The 12,705-nt window shown below is 63.3% G+C and carries 11 protein-coding genes; 9 read left to right on the top strand and 2 right to left on the bottom strand.

Annotated features, from left to right (window positions below):
- The first annotated feature begins 37 nt into the window (after positions 1 to 37).
- Both ACO056_RS17330 and ACO056_RS17325 read left to right on the top strand, forming a co-directional pair.
- Positions 38 to 1,939 (top strand): CocE/NonD family hydrolase, encoded by a 1,902-nt coding sequence (locus ACO056_RS17330; protein WP_421849111.1) that lies wholly within the window; start codon positions 38 to 40, stop codon positions 1,937 to 1,939.
- 55 nt (positions 1,940 to 1,994) lie between these two features.
- Positions 1,995 to 2,900 (top strand): restriction endonuclease, encoded by a 906-nt coding sequence (locus tag ACO056_RS17325; protein WP_421849109.1) that lies wholly within the window; start codon positions 1,995 to 1,997, stop codon positions 2,898 to 2,900.
- A gap of 322 nt (positions 2,901 to 3,222) precedes the next feature.
- Here the strand turns inward: ACO056_RS17325 and ACO056_RS17320 are convergent, their stop codons facing one another.
- Together ACO056_RS17320 and purC are read right to left on the bottom strand one after the other, a co-directional pair.
- The gene (locus ACO056_RS17320) at positions 3,223 to 4,146 is read right to left on the bottom strand and encodes an SDR family NAD(P)-dependent oxidoreductase (protein WP_421849107.1); all 924 of its coding nucleotides are present in this window, start codon (positions 4,144 to 4,146) and stop codon (positions 3,223 to 3,225) included.
- Between the two features lie 424 nt (positions 4,147 to 4,570).
- On the bottom strand, positions 4,571 to 5,356 hold the full coding sequence (gene purC / locus ACO056_RS17315) for a phosphoribosylaminoimidazolesuccinocarboxamide synthase (RefSeq protein WP_336895719.1): 786 nt from the start codon (positions 5,354 to 5,356) through the stop codon (positions 4,571 to 4,573).
- Positions 5,357 to 5,657: 301 nt separating this feature from the next.
- Here purC and wrbA point away from each other — a divergent pair, with 301 nt between their 5' ends.
- The 7 genes from wrbA to ACO056_RS17280 all read left to right on the top strand — a co-directional run bounded on the left by wrbA (position 5,658) and on the right by ACO056_RS17280 (position 12,705).
- On the top strand, positions 5,658 to 6,257 hold the full coding sequence (gene wrbA / locus ACO056_RS17310; protein ID WP_421849104.1) for an NAD(P)H:quinone oxidoreductase: 600 nt from the start codon (positions 5,658 to 5,660) through the stop codon (positions 6,255 to 6,257).
- Between the two features lie 167 nt (positions 6,258 to 6,424).
- Positions 6,425 to 6,835 carry a ketosteroid isomerase-related protein gene (locus ACO056_RS17305; RefSeq protein ID WP_421849101.1) on the top strand — a complete coding sequence of 137 codons (411 nt, stop codon included), beginning with the start codon at positions 6,425 to 6,427 and terminating at the stop codon, positions 6,833 to 6,835.
- A 59-nt stretch (positions 6,836 to 6,894) separates the two neighbouring features.
- Positions 6,895 to 7,422 carry a GNAT family N-acetyltransferase gene (locus tag ACO056_RS17300; RefSeq protein WP_421855572.1) on the top strand — a complete coding sequence of 176 codons (528 nt, stop codon included), beginning with the start codon at positions 6,895 to 6,897 and terminating at the stop codon, positions 7,420 to 7,422.
- Positions 7,401 to 8,318, top strand: a complete 918-nt coding sequence (locus tag ACO056_RS17295) for a carbon-nitrogen hydrolase family protein (RefSeq protein ID WP_421849099.1) — start codon at positions 7,401 to 7,403, stop codon at positions 8,316 to 8,318. The genes ACO056_RS17300 and ACO056_RS17295 overlap by 22 nt, the downstream gene beginning before the upstream one ends.
- Positions 8,319 to 8,359: 41 nt before the next feature.
- Positions 8,360 to 9,436, top strand: a complete 1,077-nt coding sequence (locus ACO056_RS17290) for a glycerophosphodiester phosphodiesterase family protein (protein WP_421849095.1) — start codon at positions 8,360 to 8,362, stop codon at positions 9,434 to 9,436.
- A 61-nt stretch (positions 9,437 to 9,497) separates the two neighbouring features.
- On the top strand, positions 9,498 to 11,696 hold the full coding sequence (locus tag ACO056_RS17285; RefSeq protein ID WP_421849092.1) for a dehydrogenase E1 component subunit alpha/beta: 2,199 nt from the start codon (positions 9,498 to 9,500) through the stop codon (positions 11,694 to 11,696).
- Positions 11,689 to 12,705 (top strand): ACP S-malonyltransferase, encoded by a 1,017-nt coding sequence (locus ACO056_RS17280; protein ID WP_421849089.1) that lies wholly within the window; start codon positions 11,689 to 11,691, stop codon positions 12,703 to 12,705. Before ACO056_RS17285 ends, ACO056_RS17280 begins: the two co-directional genes overlap by 8 nt.

The raw sequence follows: 12,705 nt of genomic DNA, 5'->3' as shown, positions 1-12,705 counted from the left end.
GTTAAGCTCACCCCCGACAGGCTCAAGGGGAATATCCATGAAAATGCGTGCGGCGATTTTGGCAGGACTGTTGCTGTCTGCTTCGGGGACGGCGTGGGCTGCGCCCGCCAAGGCTCCGGCCTATGACGAGCGGCCGGCAAAGATCGAGCAGCCGGTCCAGATGCGGGACTACGAGCGCCGCGCGGTCGATATCCCGATGCGCGACGGGGTGAAGCTGCACACCGTGATCCTTGTCCCCAAGGGCGCGAAGGGGGCCGCCATGCTGTTGACGCGCACGCCCTACAACGCCGAGGAAATGACCAGCCAGCACACCTCGCCGGTGATGGCGGTGGCGCTCGATGGCTATGACAGCGCGCCCGATGTGGTGACGGGCGGCGGCTATATCCGCGTGGTGCAGGATGTGCGCGGCAAGTACGGTTCCGAAGGCACTTATGTGATGAACCGGCCGTTCGTCGGCACCTCATTGAACCCGACGAAGACCGACCACGCGACCGATACGTATGACACGATCGACTGGCTGGTGAAGAACGTGCCCGAAAGCAACGGGCGCGTGGGCATCATCGGGATCAGCTATGACGGCTTCACCACGCTCGCCGCGCTGGTGAACCCGCATCCGGCGCTGAAAGTGGCGGTGCCGATGAACCCGATGGTCGATGGCTGGCGCGGGGATGACTGGTTTCACAACGGCGCGTTCCGCCAGTTCGGCCTGAGCTACATCTGGGAGCAGATCGCAACGCGCGACAATTCCAACAAGTACGAGATGGCCGAGGCCGACGCCTATACCCACTACATGAAGTATGGCTCGGCCGGAGCCTTGGCGACCGCTCAAGGCATCGACCAGATCGGGTTCTGGCAGAAGCTGAAGGCGCATCAGGCGTGGGACGGCTTCTGGCAGGAACAGGCGATGGACAAGGTGCTGGCGAAAGCGCCGCTCAAGGTGCCGACCATGCTGGTCCATTCGCTGTGGGATCAGGAGGATATCTATGGCGCCCCGGCGGTGTGGAAGGCGCTGAAGCCCAAGGATTCGGAAGGGCTGCTGCACCTTTCGATCGGGCCCTGGTACCACGGACAGGGGATCGACCGCGCCGACATGCTGGGCGCGCTGCACTGGGATGCGGATACGGCCAAGTGGTGGCGGAAGAACGTGCTGGCGCCGTTCCTTTCGCACTATCTCTACGACACGCCGATGGACGTGGCGACCGTGACCGCGTTCCAGAGCGGGACCAAGCAGTGGCAGCGCCTGCCGGGCTGGCCCGCAGCGCCTGCAGCGAAGAACCTCTACCTGCTGCCGGAAGGCGGCCTTGGCTTCACGCCGGCTGCGAGCGCGGCAACGGCGGACTATGTGTCCGACCCCGCCAATCCGGTGACTTACGAAGCGCGGCCCAACAAGCCGCAGGGCTATGATGGCAACCCGTGGCCGACCTGGCTGGCGGACGACCAGCGCCCGGTTTCGGGGCGGCCCGATGTGCTGACTTTCACGGGCGCCGTGCTGGACAAGCCCGTGACGATCGCGGGCGCGCCGGTGGTGCACCTCACCGCCTCGACCAGCGGGACGGACAGCGACTGGGTGGTCAAGCTGATCGACGTCTACCCCGATGCCGTGCCGGGCGACCGCGCGATGGGCGGATACGAACTGGCCGTGGGCATGGACATCTTCCGCGGCCGCTTCCGCGAAACGCTGAGCGAGGCGCGGCCGCTGAAGGCCGGCGCGCCGCTGGGTTATGTGTTTGAACTGCCGCAGGCGAACCACGTGTTCCTGCCGGGGCACCGGATCATGGTGCAAGTGCAATCGAGCTGGTTCCCGCTTTACGACCGCAATCCGCAGACGTTTGTGCCTTCGATTTTGGACGCCAAGCCGGGGGATTATGTGAAGGCGGTGCAGAAGGTGAGCGTTGGGGGTGAAGGCGGGAGTTATATTGCGCTGCCGGTGGTGGAGTGAGGGGGGGCAGAGGAATTGGGGCTTGGAGAGTTCGTTGCTCTCAGAGGAATTTGCGATGGATATGGAGTGGAGGCAATTCGAACTTGCAGTGACGCAGTTTTGTCGCGCGCTCGCGCCGGAAGCAAAAGTAACCCATGACGCGGTCATTCCGGACATCGACACTGGAACACCTAGGCAGCGCGATGTGTGGATAGAAGCATCGATTGGAAACTTTTTCCCAGTAAAAATCCTCGTTAGCTGCAAGCGATATAAAAGAAGGTTAAACATACAGGATATCGATGCATTTATTGGAGAGCTAATTTCTTCGGGCGCTCAAAAAGGGGTAATATATAGCTTAAATGGATTTACAAAAACAGCGATAGAAAAGGCTCAGGTAAAGGGAATATCATGCTGTATATTATTAAAAGGCAAGCCTCCTCCGATCCCGAATTTATTATCGCTACGAACTTTCTTCGCTAGAGAAGAGCTGCAGATTTTTGAAGAGAATTCCAATTCTGAGTTTGAATTTTCCGATCTTTTGGAAGTTGAAGTTCCTTTTGAGGGAAATGTCCTCCCAGCCTTTAAAATAATCTCAAAATACTTTGATCACGATAAAAATGAACTTATTTCGAAAGATAGCAATAAACTTCCCTATGTTCTTATAAAAATAACAGTTGCTGAGAACTCTTTGGGGAAAATGGTCAGTGTGGGCGTAAGAAATACTTGGATTATATACATGGCGGAGAATGGTGCGCACCTTGTGAATGGATCGTATTCGTTCACGGAGAGCGAATTTCGCGGATCCATGGCTTCTCCAGCTATAGACACTTGGAGTGATCATCCTGGAGACGGATGGAAGTTATCAAGTACAGATGAGCTCTATGCAGGAAATTTTGTAAGATTTGTCGCAGAATACAATTCTGTTGAGCCAGTTTTGTCTGATTATATAAAACAAAATAGGACTACGGTGACCGATTGCTAAATCCCCAATCCCAAGCGCGGCGTTGTGTTTGTCGCTCTGGATTCCCGCCTTCGCGGGAATGACGAAGGATGGGGTGAAGGCCCGGGACTGGTTTGGGGATGCAAGGGCTGTGGCCCTTGCCCGCCGGAGGCTCTTTTGTTCTGAGGTTGATACCCCTCCGTCAGCCCTTCGGGCTGCCACTTCCCGATTTGTGCGTGCCGCAAAAATGGGGAGGGCTTTTGAAAATACGGTGACACCTTACTCAATCCCATCGCGCGCGCAGCGAGGCAATCCAGAGCGGCCCCACAAAGCCGCCCCACGGAATTGGGGATTTCATAAAGTGTTACCGTAGTCCGATGAGCTGCTCAGAGAGTTCCCACAACCTGGCGGCATTGCCGGCGTCAAGCGCATAAGGAGCATAGCCGCCGGTGAAATCGGTTGGCCGTTTCACGACTTGCATAGCCTCGTTGCAGTCCTCGAAGTAGCGTCCTCCTATTCCATCGACCAGCGATGATACCGCGAGCAGCACGGTAGTTGACGCCCCCTGTTCGATGGTCTTGCGACGCTCGACAGGTGTCTTGAGCCCGCCCGTATGCTTTTGCAATCCAGTCGAAATGGCGCCGGGGTTGAGCGCGTTCGAAAGGATGCCGTCGTCTCGCCACCGTTGCGTGATGCCGACGGATAGCAGCGCTGTTGCCGACTTCGATTGCCCGTAAGCTCCGATCGGGGTGTAGGGGACGAAGTCAAACCCAAGGTCGTCAAACAGTACTGGCGAAAAGAGGTGGCCGCTTGAACTCACCGAAACGACACGCGCGCCATTTGCGGCGGCGAGAAAGCGGCGCAGGCCGAGCGTGAGGGCAAAATGGCCGAGATAGTTCGTACCGAACTGCAGCTCGAAACCCTGCGGCGTCCGTTCAAGTTCCGGGATCGCCATGATGCCCGCGTTGTTGATCAAGACGTGAATCGGCCCGGTCCACGCGCGAACGAAGGATTGGACGGAACGCAGGTCTGACAGATCAAGTTCCCGAACCTTGATGGCAGGATTGCCCGTAGCGTGGCGCAGGCGTTTGGCGACCTCAAGCGCTGCGCTTGGTCGACGCACAGCCAGAGTGACCTCGGCGCCGGCGCTTGCAAGCACGCGAGCCGTTTCAAGGCCAATGCCAGCCGCACCGCCGGTAATCACGGCCTGCTTTCCGGTAAGCTCGTTGCCGTCGGCGACCTCATCGGCAGTCGAATAGAATCCGAAAGGAGTCTTCAGTGGTTGCATGACGTCCTCGTATCGAAGTAGCGCCGGTCTTGGCGAAACGCTTCGCGATACAGTGGTGTCGTGGGCGCCGGTGCAACAGAGAGTTGATGCAAATTCTTGCAAGCAGGTGTTTGCTGGTGAAGAATTTGGCCGGATAATGTGGATTATATTACGGTCACACTTTACCAAATCCCCAAATCCCCAAATCCCCAAATCCGAGGGGCGGCGTTGTGTTTGTCGCTCTGGATTGCCTCGCTACGCTGGCGATGACGAAGGATGGGGTGGAGGCCCGGGACGGGTTTGGGATGCAAGGGCTGTGGCCCTTGCCCGTCCTTCGACAAGCTCAGGATGAGCGGGCGGTTGCTTTCCCTTTACCCCTCCGACCCGCCTGCGGCGGGCCACCTCCCCATTTGCACTTCGTGAAAATGGGGAGGAGCTTTGAGGCTTACTTCTTGCCGCGGAGTTTGCGGTGGGCGCCGAGGTCGAAGACTTCGCTGGGGCCGCCGTCGTTTTCGAGCAGGCCGAGGCGGCGGGCGACTTCCTGGTAGGCTTCTTCTTCGCCGCCGAGATCGCGGCGGAAGCGGTCCTTGTCGAGCTTTTCGCCGGTGACCATGTCCCACAGGCGGCAGCCGTCGGGGCTGATCTCGTCGGCCAGGATCACGCGGGCATAGTCGCCGTCCCAGATGCGGCCGAACTCGAGCTTGAAATCGACGAGGCGGATGTTGATCGCGGCGAACAGGCCGACGAGGAAATCGTTCACGCGGATCGCCATGCTGGAGATGTCCTGCATCTCCTCGTTGCTGGCCCAGCCGAAGCAGGCGATGTGCTCTTCCGCCACCAGCGGATCGCCCAGCGCATCGTCCTTGTAGTAGTATTCGATCAGGGTGTGGGGCAGCGGCTCACCCTCTTCGATGCCGAGGCGCTTGCTGATCGAGCCGGCGGCGACATTGCGCACGACCACTTCGATCGGGATGATCTCGACCTGCCGGACCAGCTGCTCGCGCATGTTGAGGCGGCGGATGAAGTGCGTGGGGATGCCGATGTGCGCGAGGCGGGTGAACACATACTCGCTGATGCGGTTGTTGATCACGCCCTTGCCGTTGATCGTGCCGCGCTTCTGCGCGTTGAAGGCGGTCGCGTCGTCCTTGAAATACTGGATGATCGTGCCGGGCTCGGGGCCTTCGTAGAGGATCTTGGCCTTGCCTTCGTAGATCTGGCGGCGACGGGACATGGGCGAATCTTTCACTGGCGCTTTCGGCAAAGATAGGGCCGAAACGGTAAATCAAAAGCCCCGGCGCGTGCGGGATATCACGGCGAAGCGATATCGGCGCAGGGCCGGGGCGTCGCTGCGCCCTTAGGGCAAAACGCCCGTTCACGCAAATGGGCGCATGCGGCGACTGTTGTTCGATAAATTGGAACAATAAACGTGAATTTATCCGGCTGAACCAGAGCAATCGTGCGCTTTACAAGCATCTCAGACAGCGCGGAGGGCGCGATTCGGATGCTCTCCCCAACAGCAAAGGAATTGTGCGATGGCAAAGGTTCTGGTTCTCTATCATTCGGCCTATGGCCACGTGGAAACGATGGCGAACGCGATCGCCGAAGGTGCGCGCGCGGCGGGCGCCGAAGTGGACGTGAAGCGCGTGCCCGAAACGGTGCCCGAGGAAGTCGCCAAGGCCCATCACTTCAAGCTCGATCAGGAAGCGCCCGTCGCCACCGTGGCGGAGCTGGAAAACTACGATGCGATCGTGGTCGGCACCGGCACGCGCTTTGGCCGGATTTCCAGCCAGATGGCGGCGTTCCTCGATCAGGCCGGCGGGCTGTGGGCGCGCGGCGCGCTGCACGGCAAGGTGGGCGCGGCGTTCGTTTCCACCGCAACGCAGCACGGCGGGCAGGAGACCACGCTGTTTTCGGTGATCACCAACCTGCTGCACTTCGGCATGACCATCGTCGGCCTCGATTACGGTCATCAGGGCCAGATGCGGAACGACGAGGTCGTCGGCGGTGCGCCTTACGGGGCGACCACGGTGGCCGGCGGCGACGGCAGCCGCCAGCCGAGCGAGACCGACCTTGAAGGCGCACGCTATCTGGGTGCGCGCGTGGCGACGACGGCGGCGAAGCTGTTCGGGTAAATCGTGCGCTGCGCGGGTCGGAGAGGCCGATTACCCCTCCGACCCGCTTCGCGGGCCACCTCCCCATTTGCACTTCGTGAAAATGGGGAGGACCGGGTTTGCGTTTTTGGTATGTGGTGGATTTCCTTCGGCCTCGCTAGATACGCGGCGCTGAAGGAGACTGCCCCATGGCCCGCGCCGAAACGATTGCCCTGCTGACCCGCTATTACGCCGCGTTCAACGCGGGCGACTGGCAGGGGATGCTCGATTGCCTGGCAGACAATGTCGCGCATGATGTGAACCAGGGCGAGCGGGTCACCGGCAAGGACAAGTTTGCCGCGTTCCTTGGCCACATGGAGCGCTGCTACAAGGAAGAGCTCAAAGATATCGTGCTGATGGCGACCGATGACGGTGCGCGCGCGGCTGCGGAGTTTGTGGTGCACGGCGCCTATCTCGCCACCGACGAGGGGCTGCCTGAGGCCGCTGGCCAGACTTATGTGCTGCCGGCCGGCGCGTTCATCGCGGTTGAGGGCGGGCTGATCACGCGGCTGACTATGTATTACAATCTGGCGGACTGGACCGCTCAGGTGGTCGGGTGACGGTTACCGTCCGCCCGCTGACCGGCGCGGAAATCGGCGCGGCGCTGGGGGATCTGGCGATGCTGCGCATCCGTGTCTTTGCGGCGTACCCCTATCTCTATGACGGCGATGCGGCTTACGAGGCGGAGTACCTCGCCGAATATGCAGCGGCGGCGGATGCCGTGCTGGTTGCGGCGTTTGACGGGGCGCGCATTGTCGGCGCGGCGACGGCGGCGCCAATGGTTCACCAGAAGGCCGAGTTCAGCGCTCCCTTCGCGGCGCGCGGGCTGGATGTGGAGCGGTTGTTCTACTTTGGCGAGAGCGTGCTGCTGCCCGAATATCGCGGGCACGGGGTTGGCCATGCGTTCTTCGATCACCGCGAGGCGCAGGCCAGGGCTTGCGGGGCGAGCGCGGCGTGCTTTGCGGCGGTGATCCGGCCGGACGACCATCCGGCGAAGCCCGCGGGCTATGTGCCGCATGACACGTTCTGGACGAAGCGCGGCTATGCCGTGGTGCCGGGGCTGGTGACGGAGCTGGCGTGGAAGGAGCATGGCGAGGAGGGCGAGAGCCTGAAGGCCATGCAGTATTGGCTGAGGAGCTGGGCCTGATGCGCTACACCATCGCCGCCGCGCAGTATCCGATCGAGCAACTGGCTGACTGGGCGGCCTATGCGGCAAAGCTGACGCGCTGGGTGGCCGAGGCGGCGGAAGGCGGCGCTGCGCTGGCGGTGTTTCCCGAATATGGCGCGATGGAGTTGGCGAGCCTCGAACCCGAAACCATGGGCGATCTGGCGGGATCGCTGGCCAGCGTGGCGGGGCTGATGGCGCGGGTGGATGCGCTGCATGCAGAGCTTTCCGCGCGGTTTGGCTTGCACATTCTGGCGGCGAGCCTGCCCCGGCTGGACGGCGACGGGCGCTATCGCAATGCCGCGCGGCTGTTTGCGCCGAATGGCAAGAGCGGCACGCAGGACAAGCTGGTGATGACGCGCTTTGAGCGCGAGCAGTGGTTCGTTTCGGCGGGGGTGGACGGCCTTGCGCTGTTCGAGACGGCGCTGGGCAAGATCGCGGTGCTGATCTGCTATGACAGCGAATTTCCGCTGCTGGCGCGCGCGGCGGTCGAGGCCGGGGCCGAAGTGCTGCTGGTGCCGAGCTGCACGGATAGCCTGCATGGCTACTGGCGGGTGCGGCTGGGGGCGCAGGCGCGCGCGCTGGAGGGCCAGTGCTATGCGGTGCAAGCGCCGACGGTGGGGCTTGCGGAGTGGTCTCCCGCGGTCGATGTGAACCGGGGTGCGGCGGGGGTCTATGGGCCGCCGGATCGCGGTATGCCGGAGGACGGGGTGATCGCGCTGGGCGCCGAGGGCGAGAGCGCCTGGGTGTTCGCCGAAGTTGATCTGGCGCGCGTGACGGAACTCCGCGCCGATGGCGGCGTGCTCAATGCGCGGGACTGGCGCGATCAGCCGGGAGCGGGGCCGCTGCCGCCGGTGCGGGTGGTCTCGCTGCTGTAATGGATACGGCATAGCGGGTGGATTATACCGGGAGTTTCGCCATGATGATCCGCCTGTTGCTGCTGGTTTTGGGATTGGTGATGACCGCTGCGCCGCTTGCCGCCAAGCCACTGATTTTCGCGCATCGCGGCGCATCAGCGCTGCGGCCGGAGGAAACGCTCGCGGCTTACGAGAAGGCGATTGCCGACGGGGCCGATTTCATCGAGCCGGACCTCGTGCCGACCAAGGACGGCGTGCTGGTCGCAAGGCATGAAAGCAACATCACCGAGACCACCGACGTGGCGAACCATCCGGAGTTTGCCGCACGGCGGGCGGTGAAAGTGATCGACGGCAAGCGGCAGGAAGGCTGGTTCACCGAAGACTTCACGCTGGCGGAACTGAAGACGCTTCGCGCGAGGGAGCGGCTTGGCGCGCTGCGGCCCGAGAGCATGGCCTATGACGGGCGGTTCGAGATCGCGACATTTGACGAAATCGCGGCGCTGGCGGCGCATGGCAAGGCCGCCAGCGGCAAGCCGGTGGGGCTGATTCCCGAGATCAAGCATCCGACGTATTTTGCAGGGCTGGGCTTTGACACGGCGGGCAAGCTGGTCGCGGCGATCAAGGCTTCGGCCTATTTGCGGCGCGCACCGGTGATCGTGCAGTGCTTCGAGGTCGCGACGCTGAAGCGGCTGCACAGGGAACTGGCGGGGCAGAGGAATGTCGAGCTGTTCCAGCTGATCCAGTCGAGCGATGTGACGCAGCCCGCAGATGTGATCGCGGCGGGCGGCACGCTGACCTTCGACGAGATGGTGACGCCGCAGGGCCTCAAGGAGATCGCAGCCTATGCGCAGTGGATCGGTCCGCCGCTGCGGCGGGTGATCCCGCTGGACGCCGCGGGCAATTCCGGTGCGCCTGCCGCGTTGATCGCGGACGCGCACCGCGCGGGGCTGAAAGTGGGCGTGTTCACCTTCCGGCCGGAGAACCAGTTCCTGCCCGCGAACTTGCGCCGCGGCGAGCCGGGCGCGCGCTGGCCGCAGGGGATGGTCGCCGATGTGCGCAGCTTTGTGGCTGCGGGCGTGGACGGGTTCTTCACCGACGACCCCGCGCTGGGGCGCGCTGCGGTGGACCACAAGGGGTGACGGATGCCGCGGCTTTGGCTAGGGCTGGCGAGATGATCACGAATGAAACTGGTCCGCGCTGATGGACGCCGCACAGCAGGTTCACGAGCAGTTTCTTGCCGCACTGGACAGTGGCAGGCTGCAGCGCAGGAGCAATCTGGGGCTGGCAGCCGTTGGCCTTGATCCGAAGCGCGCGGCAGCGGTGCTGCATAGCCAGATGGTGAGCCGGCAGCTCGACCGGCTATCGCGCAAGCTGCAAGCGCGGGGCGAGGGGTTTTATACCATCGGGTCTTCGGGGCACGAGGGGAATGCTGCGCTGGCCGAGGCGCTGCGTGTGGATGACGTGGCGTTTCTGCATTACCGTGATGCCGCATTCCAGATCCACCGCGCGAACCGTGTGCCGGGCGAGAACCCGATGTGGGACATGCTCCTTTCGTTCACCGCGAGCGCGGAGGACCCGATTTCGGGCGGGCGGCACAAGGTGCTGGGTTCGAAGCGGCTGGCGATTCCGCCGCAGACGAGCACGATTGCGAGCCATCTGCCCAAGGCGGTGGGCGCTGCGTTTTCCATCGGGATTGCGCGGCGGATGGGGCTGGATGAGACGACGCTGGCGAAGGACGGTGTGGTGCTGTGCTCGTTCGGCGATGCATCGGCCAATCATTCGACCGCCGTGGGCGCGCTCAACACGGCGGCCTGGGCGGCGTTTCAGGGGACGCCGATGCCTATCGTGTTCCTGTGCGAGGACAACGGGATCGGCATTTCGACCAAGACGCCGATGGGGTGGATCGAGGCGAACTGGTCTGGCCGGGCGGGGCTGCACTATATCCAGTGCGACGGCTGCGACCTCGCCGACGCGTGGCGCGGGGCGAGCGAGGCGGTGGACTACGCGCGGCGCTACAGGAAGCCGGTGTTCCTGCACATGAAGACGGTGCGCCTCTATGGCCATGCCGGGAACGATGTGCAGCAAGTCTACCTCAGCAAGGACGAGATTGCCGCGGACAATGCGCGCGATCCGCTGCTGGCAAGTGCCGCGTTGCTGATCGAGGAAGGCGTGATGACCGCCGCCGATGTGCGCGCGGCCTATGATGCCATCGAGGCGCAATTGCTGCGGCAGGTGGAACTCGCAATAAAGCGCCCCAAGTTACCCGATGCGGCATCGGTGATGGCGACCATCGTGCCGCCGAAACGCGAGGGCGCGGAGCGTCCGCTGGCGAGCGCGGAAGCGCGGGCGGCGATCTTTGCGGACGAAGCGGCGGTGATGGAAAAGCCGCAGCATATGGCGCGGCTGATTTCGTGGGGCATGGCGGATATCCTCCTGCAATACTCCAACGCGATCGTTTGCGGCGAGGATGTGGGGCCAAAGGGCGGGGTTTATAATGCGACGGCGCGGCTGCACGCGCGGTTCGGATCGGCGCGGGTGATCAATACCTTGCTCGATGAGCAGGCGATCCTGGGGCTGGCCATCGGCGCGGCGCATAATGGCTTGCTGCCGATGCCCGAGATCCAGTTCCTCGCTTACGTGCACAATGCCGAGGACCAGATCCGCGGCGAGGCGGCGACGCTCTCGTTCTTTTCGAACGGGCAATATACCAACCCGATGGTCGTGCGGATTGCCGGGCTGCCCTATCAGAAGGGCTTTGGCGGGCACTTCCACAACGACAACAGCCTTGCGGTGTTCCGCGATATTCCGGGGCTGGTGATCGCGGTGCCAAGCTCTGGGCGCGAGGCGGTGCTGATGCTGCGCGAATGCGTGCGGCTGGCGCACGAGGAGCAGCGGGTTGTGATCTTCGTCGAGCCGATTGCGCTTTACATGACGCGCGATCTGCACGCCGAGGGGGATGGGCTGTGGACCTCGGTTTATGAGGCGCCGGGGGTGAGCGAGATCCGCGTGGGCGAGATTGGCGTCCTTGGAGAGGGCAGCGATCTGGCGGTGGTGACGTATGGCAACGGGGTTTATCTATCGCTGCAGGCGCAGAAGCTGCTGGCGGAGCAGGGCGTTGCGGTGCGGGTGATCGATCTGCGCTGGATTGCGCCGCTGGCGGAAGACGCGCTGCTTGAGGCGGTGGCGCCGTGCGGGCGCGTACTGGTGGTGGATGAGTGCCGCGAGACGGGATCGCAGAGCGAGGCGCTGCTGGCGCTGATGGCCTTGCGTGCGCCGGAGAAGGCGCTGGGCGTTCTCGCGGCGACGGACAGCTTCATCCCGCTGGCGCGCGCGGCGACGCATACTTTGCCGAGCCGCGACATGATTGTCGCCAAGGCGCTGGAGATGGTGCGTGGCTAAGGAAACAATCGTCGTCGTTTGCCCGGGGCGGGGGACCTATAATGCGCCGGAGCTGGGCTATCTGGCGCGGCATCATGCCGGATCGCCGTGGCTCGCGCATTTCGATGGGGTGCGCGCGGCGGCGGGGAAGCCGACGCTGAGCGAGCTGGACGGCGCGAAGACGTTCGATCCCAAGCTCCATCCGCGCGGGGACGTGGCGGCGCCGCTGATCCATGCCTGCGCGTTTCTGGATTTTCTGGCGCTGGACCGCGAGCGGTTCGAGGTTGTGGCCGTGACAGGCAACTCGATGGGCTGGTACACCGCGCTGGCCTGCGCAGGGGCGGTATCGGGCGAGCACGGGTTTGCCATTGCCGATGCGATGGGGATCAATTCGCAGAAGCACGCGCCCGGTGGGCAGGCGGTGATCGTGATGGCGGGGGAGGACTGGCGCGTCGATCCGGAAACGGCGCGCGCCGTGGAAGCGGCCTGCGCGCAGGTGGGCGTGCTGCCTTCGATCCGGCTAGGCGGGATGCTGGTGGTGGCGGGGCCGGAAGCGGCGCTCGACGCGCTCAACGCCGCATTGCCGCCGCTTCCGCGTCCGCCGCTGCGGCTGCCGGGGCATGGGCCGTTTCACACCCCGCTGATGCAGGCGAGCGCCGATGCGGCGCGCGCTTCGCTGCCGGTGAGCTGGTTTGGCGCGCCGGCCGTGCCGCTGATCGACGGGCGCGGGGCGATCTGGCGGCGCTTTGAAAGCGATCCCGCCGAGCTGTGGGACTATACGTTCGGGCACCAGATTCTGGCCCCGTATGACTTCACTGCGGCGATGACCGTGGCGCTGAGGGAGTTTGCGCCCGACCGGGTGCTGCTGCTGGGGCCGGGCGAAACGCTGGGCGGCGCCATCGGGCAAGCGATTGTTGCACATCGCTGGCTGGACATTGACAGCAAATCCGTGTTTTCACGTAGGCAGGAAGAGGATCCGTTTCTCGTCGCAATGGGCCGCGAAGCCCAGCGGCGGCTCGTCACCGTTTGA

Source organism: Novosphingobium sp., from assembly GCF_965228995.1.
Taxonomy (GTDB): domain Bacteria; phylum Pseudomonadota; class Alphaproteobacteria; order Sphingomonadales; family Sphingomonadaceae; genus Novosphingobium.
Note: the sequence above shows the minus strand (reverse complement) of the source record. Positions and strands in the feature narration are given on the sequence as shown.

What these genes read in the sequence shown, in the direction of transcription:
- ACO056_RS17330 (WP_421849111.1), top strand. Translation starts at nt 38, where the DNA reads ATGAAAATGCGTGCGGCGATTTTGGCAGGACTGTTGCTGTCTGCTTCG.
- ACO056_RS17325 (WP_421849109.1), top strand. Translation starts at nt 1,995, where the DNA reads ATGGATATGGAGTGGAGGCAATTCGAACTTGCAGTGACGCAGTTTTGT.
- ACO056_RS17320 (WP_421849107.1), bottom strand. Translation starts at nt 4,146, where the DNA reads ATGCAACCACTGAAGACTCCTTTCGGATTCTATTCGACTGCCGATGAG.
- purC (WP_336895719.1), bottom strand. Translation starts at nt 5,356, where the DNA reads ATGTCCCGTCGCCGCCAGATCTACGAAGGCAAGGCCAAGATCCTCTAC.
- wrbA (WP_421849104.1), top strand. Translation starts at nt 5,658, where the DNA reads ATGGCAAAGGTTCTGGTTCTCTATCATTCGGCCTATGGCCACGTGGAA.
- ACO056_RS17305 (WP_421849101.1), top strand. Translation starts at nt 6,425, where the DNA reads ATGGCCCGCGCCGAAACGATTGCCCTGCTGACCCGCTATTACGCCGCG.
- ACO056_RS17300 (WP_421855572.1), top strand. Translation starts at nt 6,895, where the DNA reads ATGCTGCGCATCCGTGTCTTTGCGGCGTACCCCTATCTCTATGACGGC.
- ACO056_RS17290 (WP_421849095.1), top strand. Translation starts at nt 8,360, where the DNA reads ATGATGATCCGCCTGTTGCTGCTGGTTTTGGGATTGGTGATGACCGCT.
- ACO056_RS17285 (WP_421849092.1), top strand. Translation starts at nt 9,498, where the DNA reads ATGGACGCCGCACAGCAGGTTCACGAGCAGTTTCTTGCCGCACTGGAC.